This window comes from Streptomyces wuyuanensis (assembly GCF_900103455.1).
In the GTDB taxonomy this organism is placed as follows: domain Bacteria; phylum Actinomycetota; class Actinomycetes; order Streptomycetales; family Streptomycetaceae; genus Streptomyces; species Streptomyces wuyuanensis.
Genome location: NZ_FNHI01000004.1, coordinates 1 through 23,587 on the forward strand (window position 1 = coordinate 1; position 23,587 = coordinate 23,587).

At 71.2% G+C, this 23,587-nt stretch carries 25 protein-coding genes; 9 read left to right on the plus strand and 16 right to left on the minus strand.

Going from position 1 to position 23,587, the window contains the following annotated elements:
- Positions 1-533 precede the first annotated feature (533 nt).
- Complete coding sequence (locus tag BLT82_RS07235; RefSeq protein WP_093653023.1) at positions 534-1,184, minus strand: DNA-3-methyladenine glycosylase; 651 nt, start codon at positions 1,182-1,184, stop codon at positions 534-536.
- A gap of 85 nt (positions 1,185-1,269) precedes the next feature.
- On the opposite strand from BLT82_RS07235, the gene BLT82_RS07240 reads away from it, so the two are divergent.
- From BLT82_RS07240 to BLT82_RS07250, 3 genes are all read left to right on the plus strand, one after another.
- Entirely contained in the window at positions 1,270-2,052 is a 783-nt protein-coding gene (locus BLT82_RS07240; RefSeq protein WP_093653024.1) for a sporulation protein, read from the plus strand.
- Between the two features lie 67 nt (positions 2,053-2,119).
- Positions 2,120-2,653: a YbhB/YbcL family Raf kinase inhibitor-like protein gene (locus tag BLT82_RS07245; RefSeq protein ID WP_093653025.1), complete on the plus strand. Its 534-nt coding sequence runs from the start codon at positions 2,120-2,122 to the stop codon at positions 2,651-2,653.
- Between the two features lie 173 nt (positions 2,654-2,826).
- Entirely contained in the window at positions 2,827-3,369 is a 543-nt protein-coding gene (locus BLT82_RS07250) for an HNH endonuclease (protein WP_093653026.1), read from the plus strand.
- A 90-nt stretch (positions 3,370-3,459) separates the two neighbouring features.
- On the opposite strand, the gene BLT82_RS07255 is transcribed toward BLT82_RS07250, so the two are convergent.
- The 4 genes from BLT82_RS07255 to BLT82_RS07270 all read right to left on the minus strand — a co-directional run bounded on the left by BLT82_RS07255 (position 3,460) and on the right by BLT82_RS07270 (position 6,667).
- A complete protein-coding gene (locus tag BLT82_RS07255) occupies positions 3,460-4,236 on the minus strand; it encodes a sulfite exporter TauE/SafE family protein (RefSeq protein WP_208867753.1) in 777 nt (258 codons plus the stop codon).
- Positions 4,237-4,316: 80 nt separating this feature from the next.
- The gene (locus BLT82_RS07260) at positions 4,317-5,288 is read right to left on the minus strand and encodes an SPFH domain-containing protein (RefSeq protein WP_093653027.1); all 972 of its coding nucleotides are present in this window, start codon (positions 5,286-5,288) and stop codon (positions 4,317-4,319) included.
- A 115-nt stretch (positions 5,289-5,403) separates the two neighbouring features.
- Positions 5,404-5,832, minus strand: coding sequence for an NfeD family protein (locus tag BLT82_RS07265; RefSeq protein WP_093653028.1), 429 nt, complete (start codon positions 5,830-5,832; stop codon positions 5,404-5,406).
- Positions 5,833-5,875: 43 nt separating this feature from the next.
- Entirely contained in the window at positions 5,876-6,667 is a 792-nt protein-coding gene (locus BLT82_RS07270) for an ABC transporter ATP-binding protein (protein WP_093653029.1), read from the minus strand.
- A 127-nt stretch (positions 6,668-6,794) separates the two neighbouring features.
- On the opposite strand from BLT82_RS07270, the gene BLT82_RS07275 reads away from it, so the two are divergent.
- The gene (locus BLT82_RS07275) at positions 6,795-7,592 is read left to right on the plus strand and encodes a hypothetical protein (protein WP_093653030.1); all 798 of its coding nucleotides are present in this window, start codon (positions 6,795-6,797) and stop codon (positions 7,590-7,592) included.
- A gap of 348 nt (positions 7,593-7,940) precedes the next feature.
- Here BLT82_RS07275 and BLT82_RS07280 read toward each other — a convergent pair whose 3' ends face one another.
- The 3 genes from BLT82_RS07280 to BLT82_RS07290 all read right to left on the minus strand — a co-directional run bounded on the left by BLT82_RS07280 (position 7,941) and on the right by BLT82_RS07290 (position 10,204).
- Positions 7,941-8,183: a chaplin gene (locus tag BLT82_RS07280; protein ID WP_093653031.1), complete on the minus strand. Its 243-nt coding sequence runs from the start codon at positions 8,181-8,183 to the stop codon at positions 7,941-7,943.
- Positions 8,184-8,367: 184 nt separating this feature from the next.
- Positions 8,368-9,066, minus strand: a complete 699-nt coding sequence (locus tag BLT82_RS07285) for a response regulator (RefSeq protein WP_404203245.1) — start codon at positions 9,064-9,066, stop codon at positions 8,368-8,370.
- Positions 9,059-10,204, minus strand: coding sequence for a GAF domain-containing sensor histidine kinase (locus BLT82_RS07290; RefSeq protein ID WP_093653032.1), 1,146 nt, complete (start codon positions 10,202-10,204; stop codon positions 9,059-9,061). The genes BLT82_RS07285 and BLT82_RS07290 overlap by 8 nt, the downstream gene beginning before the upstream one ends.
- A 186-nt stretch (positions 10,205-10,390) precedes the next feature.
- Here BLT82_RS07290 and BLT82_RS07295 point away from each other — a divergent pair, with 186 nt between their 5' ends.
- The 3 genes from BLT82_RS07295 (at position 10,391) to BLT82_RS07305 (ending at position 13,220) form a co-directional block, all read left to right on the plus strand.
- The gene (locus tag BLT82_RS07295) at positions 10,391-11,089 is read left to right on the plus strand and encodes an SDR family NAD(P)-dependent oxidoreductase (protein ID WP_093653033.1); all 699 of its coding nucleotides are present in this window, start codon (positions 10,391-10,393) and stop codon (positions 11,087-11,089) included.
- A complete protein-coding gene (locus tag BLT82_RS07300) occupies positions 11,086-12,183 on the plus strand; it encodes an S-adenosylmethionine:tRNA ribosyltransferase-isomerase (protein ID WP_093653034.1) in 1,098 nt (365 codons plus the stop codon). Before BLT82_RS07295 ends, BLT82_RS07300 begins: the two co-directional genes overlap by 4 nt.
- A 290-nt stretch (positions 12,184-12,473) precedes the next feature.
- Entirely contained in the window at positions 12,474-13,220 is a 747-nt protein-coding gene (locus tag BLT82_RS07305; protein ID WP_093653035.1) for a transglycosylase SLT domain-containing protein, read from the plus strand.
- A gap of 99 nt (positions 13,221-13,319) precedes the next feature.
- On the opposite strand, the gene BLT82_RS07310 is transcribed toward BLT82_RS07305, so the two are convergent.
- The gene (locus BLT82_RS07310) at positions 13,320-15,884 is read right to left on the minus strand and encodes an ABC transporter ATP-binding protein/permease (RefSeq protein ID WP_093653036.1); all 2,565 of its coding nucleotides are present in this window, start codon (positions 15,882-15,884) and stop codon (positions 13,320-13,322) included.
- Positions 15,885-16,585: 701 nt separating this feature from the next.
- Between BLT82_RS07310 and serB the strand changes: the two genes are divergently transcribed.
- The gene (gene serB / locus BLT82_RS07315) at positions 16,586-17,800 is read left to right on the plus strand and encodes a phosphoserine phosphatase SerB (RefSeq protein ID WP_093653037.1); all 1,215 of its coding nucleotides are present in this window, start codon (positions 16,586-16,588) and stop codon (positions 17,798-17,800) included.
- A 137-nt stretch (positions 17,801-17,937) separates the two neighbouring features.
- Here serB and BLT82_RS07320 read toward each other — a convergent pair whose 3' ends face one another.
- The 4 genes from BLT82_RS07320 to BLT82_RS07330 all read right to left on the minus strand — a co-directional run bounded on the left by BLT82_RS07320 (position 17,938) and on the right by BLT82_RS07330 (position 20,495).
- Complete coding sequence (locus BLT82_RS07320) at positions 17,938-18,456, minus strand: SixA phosphatase family protein (RefSeq protein ID WP_093653038.1); 519 nt, start codon at positions 18,454-18,456, stop codon at positions 17,938-17,940.
- Positions 18,457-18,565: 109 nt separating this feature from the next.
- The gene (locus BLT82_RS07325) at positions 18,566-18,874 is read right to left on the minus strand and encodes a hypothetical protein (protein WP_093653039.1); all 309 of its coding nucleotides are present in this window, start codon (positions 18,872-18,874) and stop codon (positions 18,566-18,568) included.
- Between the two features lie 162 nt (positions 18,875-19,036).
- Positions 19,037-19,153: an SGM_5486 family transporter-associated protein gene (locus BLT82_RS38550; RefSeq protein WP_267905275.1), complete on the minus strand. Its 117-nt coding sequence runs from the start codon at positions 19,151-19,153 to the stop codon at positions 19,037-19,039.
- A 4-nt stretch (positions 19,154-19,157) separates the two neighbouring features.
- Positions 19,158-20,495 (minus strand): CynX/NimT family MFS transporter, encoded by a 1,338-nt coding sequence (locus BLT82_RS07330; protein ID WP_093653040.1) that lies wholly within the window; start codon positions 20,493-20,495, stop codon positions 19,158-19,160.
- Between the two features lie 127 nt (positions 20,496-20,622).
- On the opposite strand from BLT82_RS07330, the gene BLT82_RS07335 reads away from it, so the two are divergent.
- On the plus strand, positions 20,623-21,297 hold the full coding sequence (locus tag BLT82_RS07335; RefSeq protein ID WP_093653041.1) for a FadR/GntR family transcriptional regulator: 675 nt from the start codon (positions 20,623-20,625) through the stop codon (positions 21,295-21,297).
- A 111-nt stretch (positions 21,298-21,408) separates the two neighbouring features.
- On the opposite strand, the gene BLT82_RS07340 is transcribed toward BLT82_RS07335, so the two are convergent.
- From BLT82_RS07340 to fabG, 3 genes are all read right to left on the minus strand, one after another.
- Complete coding sequence (locus BLT82_RS07340) at positions 21,409-21,747, minus strand: hypothetical protein (protein WP_208867756.1); 339 nt, start codon at positions 21,745-21,747, stop codon at positions 21,409-21,411.
- Positions 21,748-21,948: 201 nt separating this feature from the next.
- Entirely contained in the window at positions 21,949-22,719 is a 771-nt protein-coding gene (gene fabI, locus BLT82_RS07345; protein WP_093653042.1) for an enoyl-ACP reductase FabI, read from the minus strand.
- 4 nt (positions 22,720-22,723) lie between these two features.
- Positions 22,724-23,443: a 3-oxoacyl-[acyl-carrier-protein] reductase gene (fabG, locus tag BLT82_RS07350; RefSeq protein WP_093653043.1), complete on the minus strand. Its 720-nt coding sequence runs from the start codon at positions 23,441-23,443 to the stop codon at positions 22,724-22,726.
- Positions 23,444-23,587 lie beyond the last annotated feature (144 nt).

Here is a 23,587-nt window from a genome sequence, read left to right on the forward strand (position 1 = left end):
ACTCTCCGTGAATGCTTCCCCGTGATCGGGGCGAACACATCACGAGAGCGGAACCAGGAAGAGGAATAGTCTTCCCGGTTCACAGCGTCCTCGCTGTGTTTTTTCAAAGGAACCACGACCATCCGTGCGGATGGACGGGGTTATCAACATATCTGGCGTTGACTTTTGGCACGCTGTTGAGTTCTCAAGGAACGGACGCTTCCTTCGTACTCACCCGCAGAACATTCTCTGGGGCTTTCCTCCGGGCGCTTCCCTTCGGTGTTTCCAACCTTACCAGATCCGTTTTCCGTTCCGTTCCCGGTTCGGAATTCATTTCCGGTGGCCGCTGGAGGGCCTTTTGCCTTTCGGCGTGTTCACTACGTTAACCGATTTCCCCTGCGACTCATAATCGAGGCGATCGAGCAGGATTTCGGCATGCCGAAATCGCACCCGTTGGGGTCCGTCATAGGTAGTGGATGGCCGCTCCGGGGGCTGTAGAACAGCAGTCCCTGTTTATGCGGCTCGGGCTACGTTAGGCGTCTTGCGACGCCGAGTCAAGTTGCCCTACGGCGTGGCGAGTGGGCCCGATACGGACTCACCGTGGGGTCGCCGTCGATCCAGTAGCGCCAGGGGTGGGTCGCGCCCTCTCCGCCGACGCCGGTGCGCGGTCCGTTCCGTACCTGGTCGCGGGCGGGCGGGGTGCCCGTGAGGACGGTCAGCGGCTCGGGGGCTCCGTTCCCGTCGGAGCAGACGTCCGCGCCGTCGAGGGTGCGGTCGATGTCGAGGGCGGTCGCCAGCCGGGCCGGCCCTTTGGCCAGTTCCTTGCTGCTGCGGGCCGAAAGTCGGCGTTTGAAGGCGAGTTCCTCGCCCACCCGGATCCGGCCGGCGCGGAGCAGAATCCCGCTCGCCGTGCCTTCCGGACCGCACACCAGGTTGAGGCAGTGCCACATGCCGTAGGTGAAGTAGACGTACGCGTGTCCGGGCGGCCCGAACATGACTCCGTTGCGGGCGGTGCGACCCCGGAACGCGTGCGAGCCCGGGTCGATCTCGCCCGCGTAGGCCTCCACCTCGGTGAGCCGGAGTTCGATGGTGCCGGCCTCGGACCGGCGCACCAGGGTCCGGCCGAGGAGATCGGGCGCGACCTCCAGGACGGGCCGGTCGAAGAAGTCCCGGGGCAGCGGCGTACGGTCGGGGCTCTCGATCATGCCGTACGAGGGTACTCGCCCCGTCCGGGGAACCGGCTACCGTCGTCGCGCGTATGTAGAGGTCAGTACACAGGAGGGATGGATCATGGGCTTCAAGAAGCTGCTCGCGAGCCTCGGGGCCGGCGGTGCCTCGGTCGAGACGGTGCTCACCGAGGACAACGTCGTGCCGGGCGGGGTCGTGCAGGGCGAGGTTCGCATCCAGGGCGGTTCGGTGAACCAGCAGATCGAGGGGCTGTCCGTCGGTCTGCAGGCGCGGGTCGAGGTCGAGGGCGGCGACCATGAGGTCAAGCAGGACATCGAGTTCGTCAAGCAGCGGCTCGGGGGCGCCTTCGAGGTGCAGTCCGGCGCGGTGCACGTGGTGCCGTTCGGGCTGGAGATCCCGTGGGAGACCCCCATCACGACGATCGCCGGGCAGCGGCTGCGCGGCATGGACATCGGCGTGACGACCGAACTGGAGATCGCGCGCGCCGTGGACTCGGGTGACCTGGACCCGATCAACGTGCACCCGCTGCCGGCTCAGCAGGCGGTGCTGGACGCTTTCATCCAGCTGGGCTTCCGCTTCAAGAGCGCGGACATGGAGCGCGGTCACATCCGCGGGACGCGCCAGCGGCTGCCCTTCTACCAGGAGATCGAGTTCTTCGCGCCGCAGCAGTACCGGGGGCTGAACCAGGTCGAGGTCACCTTCGTCGCCGACGACCGCGAGATGGACGTCGTGCTGGAGATGGACAAGAAGCCGGGCCTGTTCAGCGAGGGCAGCGACTCCTACCGGGCGTTCACGGTGGACCTGCACAACTTCCAGGGGACGGACTACGCCGCCTACCTCAACCAGTGGCTCGCTGAGGTCGGCGGCCGTCGTAACTGGCTGTAGGGCTCTACGCTCGGTGCCGTAAGCGCGCGAGCGTAAGCGCGGGACTCCCGATCACGGAGGTTCAGACGTGTCCGAGGCGAAGAGGGCTCCGCTGCCTCATGACTTCCATCCGCAGGTGCCGTCCTTCACGGTGACGAGTACCGACGTCGAGGACGGCGGTGTCCTGCGGGACGCACAGGTCCACTCGGCGGGCAACACGTCCCCGCAGCTGCGGTGGGAGGGCTTCCCGGCGGAGACGAAGAGCTTCGCCGTGACGTGCTTCGACCCCGACGCCCCGACGGGCAGCGGCTTCTGGCACTGGGTGCTGTTCGACATCCCGGCGTCGGTGACCGAGTTGCCCGCGGGTGCGGGCAGCGGGAAGTTCGAGGGGCTGCCCGAGGGCGCCGTCCATGTCCGGAACGACTACGGGACGAAGGACTTCGGCGGCGCCGCCCCGCCGCCCGGTGACGGTCCGCACCGCTATGTGTTCACCATGTACGCGGTGGACTCCGAGAAGCTGGGCCCCGGTGCCGATGTGTCGCCCGCGGTCGTGGGCTTCAATCTGCGGTTCCACACGCTGGCGCGTGCCCAGCTGATCGGCGAGTACGAGAACCGCGGCTAGCTTTACGAGCGTTCGCCCGTTGTTTGCCCGCTCCTGGTCTTGGAGAGATCAGGAGCGGGCATCTTTCGTTGTACGCGGATATTGCGTTGTCCAACGCGGCGTGCCCGGCCAGAGTTGATCCCAGCCCAGAGCCCGCCACAAGGGCCGGGCCTGCACACGGGAGGTGGGGCACAATGCGGGACACGCTGGTACTGAATGCGAGCTTCGAGCCGCTTTCGACGGTGACGCTCAACCGTGCGGTGGTGCTGGTGCTGCAGGACAAGGCCGTCGTCGAGCAGGCCCACCCCGCGCTCCGGGTGCGTGCGGCAGCGGTGGAACTTCCCGTACCACGGGTGATCAGGCTCTGCAGATACGTACGGGTGCCGTTCCGAAGACAGGCGCCGTGGTCGAGACGGGGTGTGCTGGTTCGCGACCAGCACCGGTGCGCCTACTGCGGGAAGCGGGCGACGACCGTGGACCATGTGGTGCCGCGGTCGCAGGGTGGTGCGGACAGCTGGCTGAACACGGTCGCGTCGTGCGCGGAGGACAACCACCGCAAGGCGAACCGCACGCCGGACCAGGCGGGGATGCCGCTGCTGCACGAGCCGTTCGTACCGACGCCGGCGGACGCGATGCTGCTGGCACTGCGGGCGGGTGAGCGGTCGTCGCTGCCGGAGTGGCTGGGTCAGCACGGCGGGCAGCCGGGTGTGCCGCCCGTCGCCCGGTCGGCGGCCTGAGAGTTCTCCGGCCGGCGCCGGCCGTATGCCGGTGCGGTCGTGGATGTACGCCGAAGCCCGTCTCCGGTGGGAGGCGGGCTTCCGTGTGCGTCAGCGCAGGAGGAGCTGGACGATGGCGGCCGTTCCGACGAGCACGATGAAGGTCCGCAGCACCACGGGTGAGAGCCTGCGGCCGATCCTGGCGCCGAGCTGGCCGCCGATGGCGGAGCCGACCGCGATGAGCAGCACGGCGGTCCAGTCGAAGTCGGCGACGAAGAGGAAGAAGAGCGCGGCCACGGAGTTGACGATCGCGGCGAGTACGTTCTTGGTGGCGTTGAGGCGCTGGAGGCTGTCGTCGAGCAGCATGCCCATGAGGGAGAGGTAGATGATCCCCTGGGCGGCCGTGAAGTAGCCGCCGTAGACGCTGGCGAGCATCAGGGCGGTGAACAGGAGCGGTCCGCCGTCGGGGTGGGGTGCACCGGTGCCGCGGCGTTCGCGCCGGCGCTGGACGACGGCGGAGATCCGGGGCTGGAGGACGACGAGGACGAGGGCGAGCGCAACGAGGACCGGGACGATGGTCTCGAAGGCCCTCGGCGGCAGCAGGAGCAGGAGCATCGCGCCGGCGAGTCCGCCGACGAGTGCGGCGAGGCCGAGCCGGAGGATGCGGCGCTTCTGGCCGGTGAGTTCGGCGCGGTAGCCGATGGCTCCGCTGATCGATCCCGGTATCAGGCCGAGGGCGTTCGACACGGTGGCGGTGACGGGCGGGAGTCCGGTGGCCAGCAGAACCGGGAAGGTGATGAGGGTTCCCGAGCCGACGATCGTGTTGATCGTGCCCGCTGCCGTGCCTGCCACGAAGATCGCGACCGCTTCCCAGATGGACAAGGCCATCTCCTCACATGATCAGTGCGTCGCCTCCCCGCCGTCGAGGTCGGGGGGCCGCACCGATCATGCACGACCGTGCCGGGGTGTCAGTCGATCGGGGGCTGCTCGCGTCGCTCCGTGCCGCCGGTCTGGCGGGGGATGTTGTTCCCTCCGCCGTTCCCGCCGCCGCTGTTGCCGGAGAGGGGCCCGCCGAAGCTGCCGATGGCGCCGGAGAGGCCCTTGAGCGCGTCGCCGATCTCGCTGGGCACGATCCAGAGCTTGTTGGCGTCGCCCTCGGCGATCTTCGGGAGCATCTGGAGGTACTGGTACGAGAGCAGTTTCTGGTCGGGGTCGCCGGCGTGGATGGACTCGAAGACCGTGCGGATCGCCTGGGCCTCGCCCTCGGCGCGCAGGGCCGCGGCCTTGGCCTCGCCCTCGGCGCGGAGGATGGCGGACTGCTTCTCGCCCTCGGCGGTGAGGATCTGGGACTGGCGGATGCCCTCGGCGGTGAGGATGGCGGCGCGCTTGTCACGGTCGGCGCGCATCTGCTTCTCCATCGAGTCCTGGATGGAGGTCGGGGGCTCGATCGCCTTGAGCTCGACGCGGTTGACGCGGATGCCCCACTTGCCGGTGGCCTCGTCGAGGACGCCGCGGAGGGCTGCGTTGATCTCCTCGCGGGAGGTGAGGGTGCGCTCGAGGTCCATGCCGCCGATGATGTTGCGCAGGGTGGTGACGGTGAGCTGCTCGATCGCCTGGATGTAGCTGGCCACTTCGTACGTCGCCGCGCGGGCGTCGGTCACCTGGTAGTAGATGACGGTGTCGATGTTGACGACGAGGTTGTCCTGGGTGATCACGGGCTGGGGCGGGAACGGGACGACCTGTTCGCGGAGGTCGATCCGGTTGCGGATCGAGTCGATGAACGGGACGACGATGTTCAGCCCCGCGTTGAGCGTGCGCGTGTAGCGGCCGAACCGTTCGACGATGGCGGCACTGGCCTGCGGGATGACCTGGATCGTCTTGATCAGGGCGATGAAGACCAGCACCACCAGAATGACCAGAACGATGATGATCGATGGCATCGTGCTTCCCGTGCCCTTCGCTGCCGGATGAGTCTCTGATGATCGAGTTTCCCAGACCGCGGCCGGTCGTGGGTGAGGTTCCGTCACATGATCATGACGAACCGCACCCGGTGTGTCACATCACCACGGCCGTCGCCCCGTCGATCTCGACCACGTCCACCTGCTCCCCCGGTTCGAAGGCGCGGGAGGCGTCGAGGGCGCGTGCGGACCAGATCTCGCCTGCGAGCTTGATGCGGCCCCCGTCGCCGTCGACCCGTTCCAGCACGACGGCCTGACGGCCCCTCAGTGCGTCGACTCCGGTGGCGAGTTGGGGGCGCTGTGCGCTGTGGCGTGCCGCGATGGGCCGTACGACGGCGATGAGCGCGACCGAGACGGCGGCGAACACCACCACTTGGGCGACCACGCCGAAGCCGAGGCCCGCGGTGACGGCTCCGGCGACCGCGCCGACGGAGAGCATGCCGAGTTCGGGCATGGCGGTGATCACAAGGGGGATTCCCAGTCCCACCGCTGCGACGAGCCACCACACCCATGCGTCGATGTCCACATGGGCATGGTAGGGCGGCGAACGCCGCCCCGACAGGGCGCGATCAGGAGAGCGGCAGGCCCTGGGCCGTCCAGCGCTCGCCGTTGCGCTCGACGACGAGCGGGAGTCCGAAGCAGAGGGAGAGGTTGCGGGAGGTGAGCTCGGTCTCCATCGGGCCCGCGGCGAGCACCTTCCCCTGACGGATCATCAGCACGTGGGTGAAGCCGGGTGCGATCTCCTCGACGTGGTGGGTCACCATGATCATGGAGGGCGCGTACGGGTCGCGGGCGAGCCGGCCGAGGCGGCGTACCAGGTCCTCGCGGCCGCCGAGGTCGAGGCCGGCGGCGGGCTCGTCGAGGAGCAGCAGTTCGGGGTCGGTCATCATCGCGCGGGCGATGAGGGTGCGCTTGCGCTCGCCCTCGGAGAGGGTGCCGAACTTGCGGTCCAGGTATTCGGACATGCCGAGGCGGTCGAGGAACGCGCGGGCGCGCTGCTCGTCGACGGCGTCGTAGTTCTCGTGCCAGGTGGCGGTCATGCCGTAGGCGGCGGTGAGGACGGTCTGCAGGACGGTCTGGCGCTTGGGCAGCTTCTCGGCCATGGCGATGCCGGCCACGCCGATACGGGGACGGAGCTCGAAGACGTCGACCTTGCCGAGGCGGTCGCCGAGGACGGTGGCGGTGCCGGTGGTGGGGAACAGGTAGCTGGAGGCGATGTTGAGGAGGGTCGTCTTGCCGGCGCCGTTCGGGCCGAGGATCACCCAGCGCTCGCCCTCCTTGACCGACCAGGAGACGTCGTCCACCAGAGCACGTCCGTCGCGGACCACGGATACGTCCACCAGCTCCAGTACATCGCTCATGAGCGCGTTGTCTCCCCATGCAGTCGTCGAGTCTCGGGCCCTGCGCGCCTGTGGGCGCGGCTCCCCAGGTAAACCTACGCCACCCGTCCTGTGCTCCTGCCCCGGGTCCGGTACCTAGGCTGGGTCCATGCTCTCGGAACCACGCTCAGGACGCCTGGCCGCTTGGGGAAATGCCCTCCTGGCCGGATTTGTATCACCAGATGACGCAGTGACCGCGATTGTCCGGGACGACGCGGTGCACCGTGTGGAAGGGCTCCCCGGCGAGGACGGACCGGTCGGGCTCACGCTGGGGCTGGGCCGGCTCCGCGCGGCCGGCGTGCGGGGATTCCGGGTCGCGCTGCCCGCGCCGGGGCATCCGCTGGGGCTGAGCGGACCGCCGGAGTTCAACGCGCGGGCCCTGGAGGCGGAGGAGGCGGTCGTCTGCCACGGCACCGCGTACGGCCTGGTCCCCGAGGTGCACGAGGCGGGCCCGGACGGCGATGTGCACGTCGAGGTGGTCTGGCACTGTCTGCCGGTGCGGGAGGCCCCGCCCGCCGACGTCCCCTCCCTCGGGGAGGCGGAGCGCGAGCTCGCGGAGGGGCTGCGGGAGGCGACGGAGGTGCTGTCGCGGCTGGACGTGGCGGCCTCCGGACCGGTGGCCGAGGCCGCGCTCGACGCGTACCGGGCGCGGGCGGAGGCCAGGGGGGCCCGCGACGTGCTCGCGCCCGGGTATCCCTCGCGCGCTGTGCGCGTCCTGGAGCTGGCCCAGCGCATCGGGCTCCTGCTGTCCCTGGCGTACGAGAACGGGCACGGCGGGGCGATGAGCGCGTCGGAAATGGCGGCCCGTGGGGCGGCGCTGCGGCCGGTGGAGCGTGTGGCGCGGCGCGCGCAGGTCGCGGCGTACAACGCGTACGTGGAGGACCAGGAGCGCCGGGCGGGTCTGTGACGGGAGCGGACCGCCCGCGCCGGTCCCGCGTCGCCCCTGGCCCGTGACGGAGGCGCGGCAGGAGGCGCGGCAGAAGATCGGCCCGTGACGGAGGCGGAGTAGGGGCGCGGGCCGGAAGGGGGGCCCGGCGTAAGACGCCCCAGGAGGTCGGCCCGTGACGGAGGCGTGGACCGGGGCCGGGAAGCCCGGCCCTGCCCCAGGTGCCCGGCCGCGGACGGCAGCTGCTCGCCGCCCTCCGGTGCGGGATGGAGACGGCCGCCGCGCACCCGGGCCCGGCAGGCCGGCGGGCCCCGGACGGTGCCCGGGGTCCGGCGGCGATGCCGGGCCGTCGAAGGACGGGCGGCTCGCTCAGCCGTTGACGCCCGCGTTGCCGAAGGCCGGGTTCAGGGCGCCGATGACGTTGACCGTGTTGCCGACGGCGTTGACCGGGACGTGGACCGGCGCCTGAATCAGGTTGCCGGAGCCGACGCCCGGAGAGTGCGTGGCGTGGCCGTCCGCGTGCGCGCTGGTGGCAGACGCGACACCGGCACCGGCGGCGACGATTCCGCCGGCGACCATGGAGACGGCGAGGGCCTTCTTCAGGTTCTTCACTTCTGGATCCTCCTAGGCGTCACCGCGGCTGGACCGCCGCGGCTCGCCCTGGAGAACGCCCGGCACGGGCAGGGGATACGCCGTGTGGGCGACATACACACGACGGTATGAATCTCACACCGGAAGGAACCGCTCCGCTCACCTGCCCCGATGACCTGCCGAAACGTTTTGACCAGGCCGGAGTTCAGCCGGAGAGCCCGTGCCGTACGGCCCAGAGCGCCGCCTGGGTGCGGTCCGCGAGATCGAGCTTCATCAGAATGTTCGACACATGGGTCTTCACGGTCTTCTCCGAGAGGACCAGCGCCCGGGCGATCTCCCGGTTGGAGCGGCCGTCGGCGATCAGCCCGAGCACCTCGCGCTCCCGCTCGGTGAGCGAGGTACCCCTCCCCTGTCCGCCGCCCGGCTCGTCCTGCGCGAGGAGCGCCCCCGCCACCTCCGGCTGGAGCAGCACATGGCCCGCGTGCACGGACCGGATCGCCGCGGCGAGTGCGTCGGGGTCGACGTCCTTGTACACATAGCCGGAGGCGCCGGCACGCAGCGCGGGAACGACCGTGCGCTGCTCGGTGAAGCTGGTGACGATCAGCACCTTCGCCGTGTTGTCGAGCGCGCGGAGCTTGCGCAGCGCCTCGATGCCGTCGGTGCCGGGCATCCGCACGTCCATCAGCACGACGTCGGGCCGCAGTTCCTCGGCGCGCGCCACGCCCTCGTCCCCGTCCCCCGCCTCGCCGACGACCTCGATGTCGTCCTGCACCTCGAGGAAGGTGCGCAGACCGCGGCGAACCACCTGGTGGTCGTCCACCAGCAGTACGCGGATCGCCCGCCCGTCCGCCGCCTGCGGCCCTCCGGCGGGGCGCTCTGCACCTCGGCTTTCCCTCTCAGCCACCGGGGACCTCCATCTCGACCGTGGTGCCCTTGCCGGGCGCCGATTCCACCGTGAGTCTTCCGCCGACGCCGCTCGCCCGGTCGCGCATGGAGACCAGGCCGAGGTGGCGGCCGGCCCTGCGGACCGCTTCGGGCTCGAAGCCCCTGCCGTCGTCGGTGACGCTGAGGACCGCGCCCTGGCCCCGGCGGGCCAGGCTGACCGCGACCCGGGGTGCGCCCGAGTGCCGCAGCGCGTTGTGCAGGGCCTCCTGGGCGACCCGCAGCAGGGCCTCCTCCTGGGCGGCCGGCAGAGCGCGGACGCCGCAGCTGTCGAAGGTGACGCGTGCGCTGTGGGCGCGGTCGAGGACCTGGATCTGGGTGCGGAGCGTGTTGACGAGACCGTCCTCGTCCAGGGCGGCGGGGCGCAGCTCGACCACCGCGGCCCGCAGTTCGTCGGCGGCCTCGGCGGCGAGCGCGGCCACCTGCTGGAGCTCGCCCTTGGCCCGGGCCGGGTCCCGGTCCACGAGGCGGGCCGCGGCCTGTGCGGTCAGCCGGAGGGAGAACAGTTTCTGGCTGACGGCGTCGTGGAGTTCGTGCGCCAGGCGCGAACGCTCCTCGGCGATGGTGAGTTCGCGGCTGCGCTCGTACAGCCGGGCGTTGGTGAGGGCGATGGCGGCGTGCTGGGCGAGGATCGACAGCAGCTCCTCGTCGGCCTCCGTGAAGCCGCAGCTGCCGTCCGGCTTGGGGCACCGCTTGTTGGCGAGGAAGAGCGCGCCGATCGTCTCGTCGCCGTCCTTGATGGGCAGGCCCAGGAAGTCCGCCATGTCGGGATGGGCGGAGGGCCAGCCCTCGAACCGGGGGTCCTTCCGCACGTCCGCGAGCCGCTCGGTCCTCGCGCCCCTCAGCATCGCGGCGAGGATGCCGTGCTGGCGCGGGAGCGGTCCGATCGCCCGCCATTGATCGTCGCTGACGCCGTCGACGACGAACTGGGCGAAGCCTCCGTGGTCGTCGGGGACGCCGAGCGCCGCGTACTCCGCGTCGAGCAGCTCGCGGGCCGAGGCCACGATCGTCTTGAGGACGTCCCGGACCTCGAGATGCCTGCTCATCGCGAGCAGAGCGGTGCTGACGGCGGCCAGGCCGGAGCTCGGTCGATGGCTCATGGGATCACCGTACCGGGGCGGGGTGACGGTGCGTATCGGCCTGTGGACGGCAGCCGCCCCGGTCGCTGGGCCTAGGTCGAAGTGCCCTGCCCGGTACGGCCGCGGGGACGAGGCGGCGGGCCCCGGCACCGGGCCAGCCTGAGTCCCATCGGTAACGGCACCGCACGGTAAGAGGGGACGGACGTCATGCCTGTCGCGATCATCACGGGGGCTTCGAAGGGGCTCGGGCACGCACTGGGGGCCGCGCTCGCACGGCGCGGCTGGGACCTGGTGCTGGACGCGCGGACGGCGCCGGCCCTTGAGGCGTCGGCGCAGGAGCTGCGCCGGCACGGGACGAGGGTGAGGGCCGTGCCCGGGGACGTCACCGACGCGCGGCACCGGGCCGAGCTGGTGTCCGCGGCACGCGAGTTGGGCGGTTCCCTCGACCTGCTGGTGAGCAACGCCAGCGCGCTGGGTGCCGAGCCGCTGGTGCGGCTGGAGGACCTGCCGGTGGCGGGCCTGCGGACCGCGCTGGAGACCAATGTGGTGGCGGCGCTTGGGCTGGTGCAGGAGGCGCTGCCGCTGCTGCGGGCCGGTGGGCCGGGCGCGGTGGTCGCCGTGTCGTCGGACGCGGCGGCCGAGGCGTACGAGACGTGGGGCGGCTACGGGGCGTCGAAGGCCGCTCTCGACCTGCTGGCGGCCGTGCTCGCGGTCGAGGAGCCGGAGCTGCGGGTGTGGGCGGTCGACCCGGGCGACATGCGCACGGACCTGTACGCGGCGGCGGTGCCGGACGACGACGAGCCGAGGCCGGCGCCCGACGACGTGGTGCCTGGGTTCCTGCGGCTGCTGGACGAGCGGCCGGCGAGCGGGCGGTACGCCGCGCCGGCGCTGGCGGCCGGCCGATGAGCGTCCTGGAGGCCCTGCGGGTGCCGGACGGGCTGTCGGCGCGGGTCCCGGCCGAGGAGCGCGGGACGGGGCGGGACGACGTACGACTGATGGTGTCGCGCGGCAGCGCCGTGACGCACCACGCGTTCCGTGCGCTGCCGGGGCTGCTGCGGGCCGGGGACGTCCTGGCGGTGAACACCTCCGCGACGCTTCCGGCGGCCGTGAACGCGCGGCTGGGCGGGGAGCGGCTGGTCGTCCACTTCTCCACACGCGCGGACGGGGAGCGCGCCGGGACGGCGTCCGGTGGCGGGCTGTGGGCGGTGGAGCTGCGGTCGCCGGACGGGGCGGGCAGCACGCTGCCACGGGCGGGCGGGCCCGCGGGCGCCCGGATACGCCTCCCCGGGGGCGGGCTGCTCGTTCCGCGGGAGCCGCTGGTGGAGGGGTCGCCCCGGTTGTGGTGGGCCGCGGTGTCGGTGGACGTGCCCGGGCTGATGGCGCGGTACGGGCGGCCGATCCGGTACGGCTACACGGAGCGGGACCAGCCGCTCTCCGTGTATCAGACGGTGTTCGCGCTGCCCGAGCCGGACGGCGCGGGCTCGGCCGAGATGCCGAGTGCGGCGCGGCCCTTCACGGAGCCGCTGGTCGCGGAGCTGGTGCGGCGCGGGGTGCAGTTCGCCCCGGTCACGCTGCACACGGGCGTGGCCTCCTCGGAGGCGCACGAGCCGCCGTACCCGGAGCGCTTCGAGGTGCCCGCGGCCACGGCGTGGCTGCTGAACGCGGCTCGTGCGCGCCGTCGGGCCGGAGGCGGCGGGCGGATCGTGGCGGTCGGTACGACGGCGGTGCGGGCGCTGGAGTCGGCGACGGATCCGGACGGGACGGTGCGTCCCGCTGCGGGCTGGACGGATCTCGTCGTCACGCCCGCGCGGGGCGTGCGGGTGGTGGAGGGCCTGCTGACGGGCCTGCACGAGCCGGCGGCCTCGCATCTGCTGATGCTGGCGGCGATCGCCGGGCGCGAGGCGCTGGCCAGGAGTTACACCGAGGCGCTACGGCGTCTCTACCTGTGGCACGAGTTCGGCGACGTCCACCTCATCCTTCCGGACCAGGACACTCACTGAGTGCATTGCTTGAGCAACGGAAGGTGAGCGAGGCCGCAGCGCGATGTGAGCCCGCACATAGGACCCACATCACTTACGAAGCGCGCTAGTGGATACATAAAGGACATGTGAGCAGGCCAAGGTGAGTGACTTGTCCGATTTTGGGGCTTCCGTGTCCACTACCCAGGATCGTATGTCACACCTTTGCCACAGGATTTTGCTGCCGCTAAGAATTGCGTCCGTCGCCGCCGAGCAGGCGCTGCGCCGCCCCGGCCGAAGCGACACCCGCTATTCGAAGAGGTACGTCTCGCATGTCCGCGTCCCGCACCCCCGGCTTCCGCCGTATGTCCAAGACCCACAAGTTCTCGATTGCCGGTGTGGCCGCCGTTGGCGCCTCCGCCCTCGCGTTCTCGCTCGTCCCGGGCAACGCCGTCGCCGGTACCGAGACGCAGGCCGCGCCGGCCTCCGAGGTCGCCTGGTCCACCACCGTCGACACCGCGAAGGCCACCGCGCTGCAGACCAGCATCGCCGAGCAGAACGCCTTCACCGCCGCCCAGGCCAAGGCCGCCGCCCAGGCGAAGGCCCAGGCCGCCGCGAACGCCAAGGCCGCCGCCCAGGCCAAGGCCGCCGCGCAGGCGAAGGCCAAGGCCGTCGCCGCCGCCAAGGCCGAGGCCGCCGCCAAGAAGCGCGCCGTCGAGCAGGCCGCCAGCCGTGCCGCCGCCCGCAAGCCCGTCTACGCGAACAACCTGGACGGCTGGATCCGCGAGGCCCTGGACATCATGAAGAAGCACAACATCCCGGGCACCTACCACGGCATCCACAAGAACGTGATGCGCGAGTCCAGCGGCAACCCGCGCGCGATCAACAACTGGGACATCAACGCCATCAACGGCGTCCCGTCGAAGGGCCTGCTGCAGGTCATCAAGCCGACCTTCGACGCGTACCACGTCCCCGGAACCGCCAAGGACCAGTACGACCCGGTCGCCAACATCGTCGCCGCCTGCAACTACGCGGCCGACCGCTACGGCACGATCGACAACGTCAACAGCGCCTACTGACGGACGCCGCGAGCCGGACACACATGCGCCGGAGGGCGGCACCCGCATTGCGGGTGCCGCCCTCCGGCGTCGTCCGTTCCGCGCGAGCGGAGCCGTCCGCTACTTGCGCATGACCTCCGGCTCGTGGCGGCGCAGGAAGCGTGCCACGAAGAAGCCGCACAGGGCGCCGAGCGCGAGCAGGGCGGCCATGTCCATGCCCCAGGCGCCCACCTCGTGGTCCCAGAGCGGGTCGGTGTTGCCGGGGTCGTCCTGGTTCGGGCTGATCTTGTTGAAGTCCAGGGTGGCACCGGCCGCCGCGACCGCCCAGCGGGACGGCATCAGGTACGAGAACTCGTTCACCCCGACGGTTCCGTTCAGGATGAACAGGCAGCCGGTGAAGACGACCTGGACGATCGCGAACATCACGAGCAGCGGCATGGTCTTCTCGGCGGTCTTCACCAGCGCCGAGATGATCAGGCCGAACATCATCGAAGTGAAGCCGAGCGCCATGATCGGCAGCGAGAGCTCCAGGAGCGTGGCCGAGCCGAGGACCAGGCCCTCCTCGGGGATCTCCCGGCTGGAGAATCCGATGACGCCGACCAGCGCGCCCTGGAAAACCGTGATCATGCCGAGCACGATCACCTTGGACATCAGGTACGCGGAGCGTGACAGACCGGTCGCGCGCTCCCGCTCGTAGATCACCCGCTCCTTGATCAGCTCGCGCACCGAGTTGGCCGCACCGGCGAAGCAGGCGCCGACGGCGAGGATCAGCAGCACCGTCGTGGCCGTGCCGTTCGGGACGACCCTGCCGCTCTGCGGGTTCACCCCGTTCGGGAGCAGGCCCTTGTCCGGGTCGATGAGCAGGCTCACCGCTCCGAGGACCGCCGGCAGGACCACCATCAGCGCGAGGAAGCCCCGGTCGGAGACGATCACCGAGACATAGCGCCGGACCAGCGTGCCGAGCTGGGAGAACCAGCCCTGCGGCTTCGGCGGCCGGATCGCCTGCGGCGGCGGCATGTGCACCGACTGCGGGGCGACGGCGTCGATGTCCGCGGCGTACATCTGGTAGTGCTGCGAGCCCTTCCAGCGGCCCGCCCAGTCGTAGTCGCGGTAGTTCTCGAAGGCGGAGAACACATCGGCCCAGGTGTCGTACCCGAAGAAGTTCAGTGCCTCCTCCGGCGGGCCGAAGTAGGCCACCGAGCCGCCGGGCGCCATCACCAGCAGCTTGTCGCACAGGGCCAGCTCGGCCACGGAGTGCGTGACGACGAGCACCGTGCGGCCGTCGTCGGCGAGGCCGCGCAGCAGCTGCATGACATCGCGGTCCATGCCCGGGTCGAGACCGGAGGTCGGCTCGTCCAGGAAGATCAGGGACGGCTTGGTCAGCAGCTCCAGGGCGACGGAGACGCGCTTGCGCTGGCCGCCGGAAAGGGACGTGACCTTCTTGTCCTTGTGGATGTCGAGCTTGAGCTCGCGCAGCACCTCGTCGATGCGGGCCTCGCGCTCGGCCGCCGTGGTGTCCGCCGGGAAGCGCAGCTTGGCCGCGTACTTGAGTGCCTTCTTGACGGTCAGCTCCTTGTGCAGGATGTCGTCCTGCGGGACCAGACCGATGCGCTGGCGCAGCTCGGCGAACTGCTTGTACAGGTTCCGGTTGTCGTAGAGCACATCGCCCTGGTTGGCCGGGCGGTAGCCCGTCAGCGCCTTGAGCAGGGTCGACTTTCCGGAGCCGGAGGGGCCGATGACCGCGATGAGCGACTTCTCCGGGACGCCGAAGGAGACGTCCTTGAGGATCTGCTTGCCGCCGTCGACCGTGACGGTGAGGTGGCGGGCGGAGAAGGAGACCTCACCGGTGTCGACGAACTCCTCGAGCCGGTCGCCGACGAGCCGGAACGTCGAGTGACCGACGCCGACGGTGTCGTTCGGGCCGATGAGCGCCGTGCCGGACTTGGCGAGCGGCTGGCCGTTGACGTACGTGCCGTTGTGCGATCCGAGGTCGCGGATCTCGAAACGGCCGTCGGGCGTCGCGTGGAACTCGGCGTGGTGGCGGGAGACCTGGAGGTCGGAGACCACCAGGTCGTTCTCCAGCGCGCGGCCGATGCGCATCACGCGGCCCAGGGACAGCTGGTGGAACGTGGTGGGGCTGCGGTCGCCGTGGACCGGCGGGGCCCCCGCGGCACCGCCGGGCGTCTTCTGGACGTACTCTTCGCGCGGACCCTGCTGGTGCGGCACCTGGGCGGCGGGCTGCTGCCACTGCTCCCGGCCCTGGGGGGCCGGCTGCTGCGCCTGAGGGGCCTGCTGCTGCGACCAGCCGTGCTGGGCCGGCGCCTGCTGGGCCTGGGCCGCCTGCTGCGGAACGGCTCCCTGTGCGCTGTACGCGCCGGCCTCGGTGCCGGACAGGCTCAGCCGCGGGCCGTCGGTCGCGTTGCCGAGATGCACCGCGGAGCCGGGGCCGAGCTCCATCTGGTGGATGCGCCTGCCCTGCACATACGTGCCGTTGGTGCTGCCGTGGTCCTCGATGAACCAACTCCGGCCGCCCCAGCCGATGGTGGCGTGCCGCCACGACACCCTGGCGTCGTCGATCACCACGTCACCCTGGGGATCCCGCCCCAGGGTGTACGACCTGGACGGATCGAGGGTCCAGGTCCTTCCGTTCAATTCCAGTACGAGTTCCGGCACTCCATGCCCCACTACTTGTCCCCCGAGCTACCCCCGTCAACGGGAGTCTAGGGATGGCGAACATCGTGAGGAACTATTCCAGGCACGGTCGCGTATCCGAAAGTCGGGCCTTGTGAAGACGGCCTCCACCCTTCCGCCCGTGCACCGTTGACGGAGGAGAAACACCCCCGGAGTCGGCTATGCGGTCACGAGTGGGCACGGATCGGGTGTGAAGCGGTCAAGTCCATACGGATCGGGGTCCTGACGGCGGCGAGCGGCCGCGCCGCGGCGAGGCGCACGGGGTGAGCCCGGGGTGGGCTGCCGCTCGCACCGCCTCCTCCACCGGCAGCGCCCCGCGCCGGCCGCCGGTGCGTACCGGTCGTCGGTACCCCGTCCCCCGCCGAACGGGGATGCGAACCCGGTCCGCGGCCGGCCGGCGCCGGCCGGCCGCGCGGCGCACCGGCGCGGCGGGAGCGACGGCCCCTCCGGCCCGTTCACACAACGGTCACACGACGGTCCCACGGGCGCGCTCCACGGGCCGCTCCCCGCCCCGGGGCCCCGGGTCGCGCCGCGTCCGGTGGGCGGCATCGCGCGCACTCCTCCGCCCGTACGGCCGCCGTCGGCCCTGCGGCAACCCCGGCGTCACCTGCACACGGCCGGGACGGGCCGCAGGCTGTCCGGTACGCGGGACGGGGCGGCGCCCGGCACGGAGTGCCCGATACGGTGGGAGCACCATGAGCGCATCGCAGCCCCCGCAGACGCCCGACTTCCCCACCCTGCTGGTGAAGATCTTCGGGAAGGACCGTCCCGGCATCACGGCCGGGCTCTTCGACACTCTCGCCGCCTTCTCCGTCGACGTCGTCGACATCGAGCAGGTCGTCACGCGGGGACGCATCACCCTGTGCGCACTCGTCACCGAGCCGACTGCCGGCACCGAGGGCGAGCTGCGTGCCACCGTGCACAGCTGGGCCGAGTCGCTGAAGCTCCAGGCCGAGATCATCTCGGGTCTCGGCGACAACCGGCCCCGGGGCAGCGGGCGTTCGCACGTGACCGTGCTCGGGCATCCGCTCACCGCGGAGTCCACGGCCGCCATAGCGGCCAGGATCACGGGCACGGGCGGCAACATCGACCGTATCCACCGGCTCGCCAAGTACCCGGTCACCGCAGTGGAGTTCGCGGTCTCGGGCTGTGAGACCGAGCCTCTGCGGACCGCGCTGGCGACCGAGGCGGCGGAGATCGGGGTGGACGTCGCGGTCGTCTCGGCCGGACTGCACCGCCGGGCGCAGCGCCTGGTGGTGATGGACGTCGACTCGACGCTGATCACCGACGAGGTCATCGAGCTCTTCGCCGCGCACGCGGGCTGCGAGGCGGAGGTCGCGGAGGTCACGGCGGCCGCGATGCGCGGGGAACTGGACTTCGAGCAGTCGCTGCACGCCCGGGTCGCGCTGCTGGCGGGCCTGGACGCGTCGGTGGTGGACAAGGTGCGCACGGAGGTGCGGCTCACCCCGGGGGCGCGCACCCTGATCCGTACGCTGAAGCGCCTCGGCTTCCAGGTCGGCGTGGTCTCGGGCGGGTTCACCCAGGTCACCGACGATCTCAAGGAGCGTCTGGGTCTCGACTTCGCCTCGGCCAACTCGCTGGAGATCGTGGACGGCAGGCTCACGGGGCGCGTGACCGGCGAGATCGTCGACCGGGCCGGCAAGGCGCGGCTGCTGCGCCGTTTCGCGGCCGAGGCCGGGGTGCCGCTCGCCCAGACCGTGGCGATCGGTGACGGCGCCAACGACCTGGACATGCTGAACGCGGCCGGTCTCGGCGTCGCCTTCAACGCCAAGCCCGTGGTGCGCAGGGCCGCCGACACCGCCGTCAACGTGCCCTTCCTCGACGCGGTGCTCTATCTGCTCGGGATCACCCGTGAAGAGGTCGAGGCCGCGGACGCGCACGAGGACTGAGGCCCGCTGCGCCTCCGGCGACGGGTCGGGCGCCGGTGGCCTGCGAGGCATCCGCGCGGAGGACGGCGTCGGCGGTACGGAACGGCCCCGGTGCGCCGAGTGCGGACCGGGGCCGTTCCGTCGTCGGCTCGGGCCGTTCAGTCGTGCGGGGCCCAGTAGTCGAGGAGCGTGCCCACGCCGTGCTCGACGGTCTTCCAGGAACCCGAGAATCCGATCACGGCGAACGCGGCGGTCGGGAAGCCGCCGCGGCTCATCCGCTGCAGGGTGTCGCCCTCCGCCTTGCCGGCGAGGGCGTCGGCGAGGGCGTGCATCCCGGGGTTGTGGCCGATGAGCAGCAGATCGTCGACCTCGTCCGGGGTCTCGTTGAGCAGCGCGAGCAGATCTCCGAGGGAGGCCTCGTAGAGCCGCTCCTCATACACGGTCCTGGGCCGCTCGGGCAACTCGTGGACCGCGAGCTTCCAGGTCTCGCGGGTCCTCGTGGCGGTCGAGCACAGGGCGAGGTCGAAGGGGATGCCGGTGTCGGCGAGCCTGCGGCCGGCGACGGGGGCGTCCATGCGGCCCCGGTCGGCGAGCGGCCGCTCGTGGTCGGACACCTGGGGCCAGTCGGCCTTCGCATGGCGGAGTAGGACGATCCTTCGCGGTGTATCGGCGCTCATGCTCCCCAGCTTCGCATGAAATCAGCCAGCAGGCGCAGGGTGTTGAGGGGTCGCCGCACGAAGGGGGAACGCGTCCGCGACGGCAGGCGGGGCGCGCGCCGCGCCCCGTTCAGGAGCCGGTCAGGGCCACCTGGATCCAGCCGAGGAACGCGGGCGGGGAGTGGCCCGCGGCCGCCTGCGCCTGCCCCGTTCCGGTCATGAGCAGAAGCAGAACCGAGAAGGCGATCACCGGCAGGACGACCGCCCACCACCGCAGTCCGGTGCCGACGCCACTCGGCGCGGTACCGGCGACCCGCGGCCCGGTGACGACGCCCTGCGCTCCCGCGCCGACGGCCTTCGGGCCGGTGCCGCCGCTCCTCGCCCCGGTGTCGCCGGCGGCCGCCGGGGCGCGGTGCCGGGAGTGCGTACGGGCCGACATGGCCGCCTCCGTGAGGTCCGAAGCTGGGCTCCTGCTGAGCTGCTTCCAACCTACGGATCATGGACTCGGCCGCCCATCCGGTGAGCCACCCACTTCCCCCTGACACCGGCCCCCTAGGGGACGGTGGGGAAAACCCCCGCCGCGGCTGGGGTGGCCGGGTGTTCAGGGGGAGGCGATCGAGGCGATGATGCCGATGATCACGGTGATGCCGATCATGGTGCCGAAGACGAGCAGGAGCTTCTTCTGGCCGTTCGGGGGGTTCGGGTCGAGCACAGGCATGGGGTCAGTGTCGCATCCCGGCCTCGTCCTCGATCGTGCGGTCCCGGCCCGCCAGGACGCCGGCCGCCACCTGCGGCACGATCAGCCCGGCCATCAGCGCGAGCGGCAGGTCCCAGCCGCCGCTGTGCTGGTAGAGGACGCCGACGAGGAGCGGTCCGGGAATGGAGATCAGATAACCGGTGCTCTGCGCGAAGGCGGACAGCCGGACGACCCCGGCCCCGGTGCGGGAGCGCATGCCGATCATGGTGAGGGCGAGCGGGAAGGCGCAGTTGGAGATGCCGAGCAGAAGCGCCCATGCCCAGGCTCCGGCGGCGGGAGCGAGGAAGAGGCCCGTGTAGCCGGTCAGTCCGCACAGCCCGAGCGCGAGGACGATCGGGCCCTGCGTCCTCAGCCGGGCGGCGAGCCGGGGGATCACGAAGGCGAGCGGAACGCCCATGACCATGGTCACGGCGAGCAGCACGCCCGCGGTACCGGCCGGGACCCCGGCGTCGCGGAAGATCTGCGGCATCCAGCCCATGGTGATGTACGCGCCGGTGGCCTGGAGGCCGAAAAAGCAGGCGAGGGCCCAGGCGGTGCGGCTGCGGGCGATGCGCGCCGCGGGGGCCTGCGGCGTGCGGGCCGTGCGCGGGCCGGGGGCCTGCGGCGTGGTGCCGGGGGCGCGGGTGCCCGTCACGGTGGGCCCGGAGGCGTCCGTACCCCGGACGCGGAACAGCGGGATCCACGGCAGTACGGCGGTAGCGGCCAGCGCGGCCCAGACGGCCAGGCCCGTGCGCCAACTGCCGCCCAGCGCCTGGGTCATGGGCACGGTCGCGGCGGCCGCGACGGCGGTGCCGAGGGACAGCGCCATGGAGTACAGACCGGTGACGCTGCCGAGGCGGTCGGGGAACCAGCGCTTGACGATCACCGGCATCAGCACATTGCTGACGGCGATGCCCATCAGGGCGAGTGCGCTGGCCGCGAGGAACGTCGCGGTGCCGCCGGCGAACGGCCGGACCGCGAGGCCCGCGGTGATGGCCACCATGCCGGCACAGACGACCGCCGCGGGCCCGAAGCGACGGGCGAGCCTGGGCGCGGCGAGCCCGAAGGCGGCGAAGCAGAGCGGGGGCACGGAGGTCAGCACTCCGGCCACGCTGCCGCTCATGTGGAGGCCGTTCTGGACCTCCTCCAGGAGGGCGCCGAGGCTGGTGATGGCGGGCCGGAGGTTGAGAGCGGCGAGCACGAGACCGGCGAGGACGAGCCGGAGGACCCAGGCCGGAGGTTTTCCGGCCGGGGACGCGGAAGAATCGGCTGATGTACGGACCGCCGTGGCGGCGGGGTTCAGGGTCTGGGTCTCGTCCGGCATGGAGCCATCATAGAATCATGGGATGATTGGTTGTCCAATCTCGGACAATCTCGTGGAGGCCGGGCCGCCGGAGGCCGGAACGCCGCGGGAGGCCGGGCCGTGGACCCACACCCGGACAAGGAGCACCATGGCGCTGACCTCCCCCCGGCGTTCCGCCCTCTCGGACCAGGTGATCACCGAGTTGCGGAACCAGATCACCTCGGGCGAGTGGCCGGTGGGCTCGCGGATCCCGACCGAGCCGGAACTGGTCGAGCAGCTGGGCGTCGCCCGCAACACGATCCGCGAGGCGGTCCGGGCGCTGGCGCACAACGGGCTGCTGGACATCCGCCAGGGCTCCGGCACCTACGTGGTGGCGACGAGCGAGCTGGCCGGGGTGATGCACAGGAGGTTCGCCGACGCCGATCCCCGCCACATCGCCGAGCTGCGTTCCACGCTGGAGTCCTCGGCGGCACGGCTGGCGGCCGAGCGGCGCACCGAGAAGGACCTGAAGCAGCTGGACGCTCTGCTGGCCCGGCGGGAGGAGGCGTGGGAGTCGGGGGACGCCGAACGGTTCGTCGCCGCCGACGCCACCTTCCACCTGGCCGTGGTCGCGGCCTCCCACAACGACGTGCTCACCGCGCTCTACGCCGACCTGGGCGATCTGCTGCGCGACTGGCTGCGGGACGACGTGGGCGGGGAGCTGCGCCCCGAGAACCACATGGACCACGGCCGGCTGCTGGAGGCGATCCGCGCCCGCGACGGCGCGACGGCGGCCGCGGAGGCGGCGAGCTATCCGTTCCTGTGCCTGCGCGGCGGGGTGTGAGCGGTACGCGGTGCCCGCGGGTTCCCGGGCGGACCGGCCCGGGCACGCGGGGTACGAGGGGTGCGCGCGGCCCGCAGCGCCCCTGGCCCGCCGCCGCTCACCGCGGACGCCTCAGCGGCGCAGATGGCTCACCCACACGCTGCGTATCTCCTTCCAGCAGCGTTCGCTGAGTGTGGCGCGGCCGGTCGGGCCGAGGTCGACGGGCGTGCTGTCCGCGTCCACGTCCCACCAGCGCTCGCACTCGACGTGGAGCTGCACCCGGTCGGTGTCCAGGTACGGGTTGTGGCAGTGGGCCGTGGCCCTGGAGCCCTCGATGTAGACGCTGCACGCGGCCCCGAAGGGCCGCGGCGCGGGCTCGCCCGGCTGCTCGGAGACAGCCGCCGTGGAGGCGGGCCACACCAGGACCCCGAGCACCCCGAGCAGGGACGCGGATCGCAACGACGTACGCACAACCAGGACCTCCTCGGCCGTACTGCGGCTTGCGCCGCTGCTGCACCACAAGGGAGGGATTGCCTCTCCAGGGTCCCCCGGACGGGTGCCTGCCCGCCCGCTGCATTGACCCGAACGGGCGATGCCCCGGCCCTCCGCACACAGCGGGTGACCGGGGCATCGAAAGCGACCAGGTGACGGCCGCCCGTGGGTTACGTTGCGTTACGCACCCATCATGTGCACGCCGCCGTCGACGTGGATGATCTCGCCCGTGGTCTTCGGGAACCAGTCGGACAGCAGGGCGACGATGCCGCGGCCGGTGGGCTCCGGGTCGGACATGTCCCACTCCAGCGGGGAGCGGTGGTTCCACACGTCCGCGAGGTCGCTGAAGCCGGGGATGGACTTCGCGGCCATCGAGCCGAGCGGGCCCGCCGAGATCAGGTTGCAGCGGACGTTCTGCTTGCCCAGGTCACGCGCGACGTAGCGGGAGGTGGCCTCCAACGCGGCCTTCGCCGGACCCATCCAGTCGTACTGCGGCCAGGCGAACTGGGCGTCGAAGGTCAGACCGACCACCGAGGCGCCCTCCTGCGGGAACAGCGGCAGGCAGGCCATGGTGAGCGACTTCAGCGAGAACGCCGAGACGTGCATCGCGGTCGAGACCGACTCGAACGGCGTGTTCAGGAAGTTGCCGCCGAGCGCGTCCTGCGGGGCGAAGCCGATGGAGTGGACGACTCCGTCCAGGCCGCCGAGCTCGTCGCGCACGATCTGCTCCAGGCGCCCGAGGTGCTCGTCGTTGGTGACGTCGAGCTCGATGACCTTGGTCGGCTTCGGGAGCTTCCTGGCGATGCGCTCGGTCAGGGTGGGCCGTGGGAAGGCCGTCAGGATGATCTCCGCACCCTGCTCCTGGGCCAGCTTCGCGGCGTGGAAGGCGATGGACGACTCCATCAGCACCCCGGTGACGAGGATGCGCTTGCCGGCGAGGATTCCACTCATGTGATCAGTGACCCATGCCCAATCCGCCGTCAACCGGGATGACGGCTCCAGTGATGTACGAGGCGTCGTCGGAGGCGAGGAACTTCACCGCGGCGGCGATCTCCTCCGGCTTGGCATAACGGCCGAGCGGCACCTGGGAGACGATGCCCGAGCGCTGCTCGTCGTTGAGCACCTTGGTCATGTCGGTGTCGACGAAGCCGGGCGCGACGACGTTGAAGGTGATGTTCCGCGAGCCGAGTTCGCGGGCGAGGGAGCGGGCGAAGCCGACGAGGCCGGCCTTGGAGGCGGCGTAGTTGGCCTGGCCCGCGGAACCGAGCAGCCCGACCACGGAGGAGATCAGGACGACGCGACCCTTCCTGGCGCGCAGCATGCCGCGGTTGGCGCGCTTGACGACCCGGAAGGTGCCGGTGAGGTTGGTGTCGAGGACGGAGACGAAGTCCTCCTCGGACATGCGCATCAGCAGCTGGTCCTTGGTGACGCCGGCGTTGGCGACCAGCACCTCGACGGGACCGTGCTTGTCCTCGATCTCCTTGTAGGCCTGCTCCACCTGTTCGGCGTCGGTGATGTCGCAGCGGACCGGGAGGCAGCCCAGCTCTGCCAGCTCCTTGGGGGGCTCGCCCGAGCGGTACGTGATCGCGACCTTGTCTCCGGCCTCGGCGAAAGCGCGGGCGATGGCGAGGCCGATGCCCCGGTTTCCTCCGGTGACGAGAACCGAGCGGCTCAACGGATCACCCTTTCGATAGCGGTCTGATACTGCGAAAACCTATCGGTACCGCCCTCTGTGCAGGGGATCGACCCCTGACAGTGGCGTCACGGATGCGCTGTCGGGTCCCTACAGAAAGCGGTAGGCAGCGGGCAGCCGGGCGCG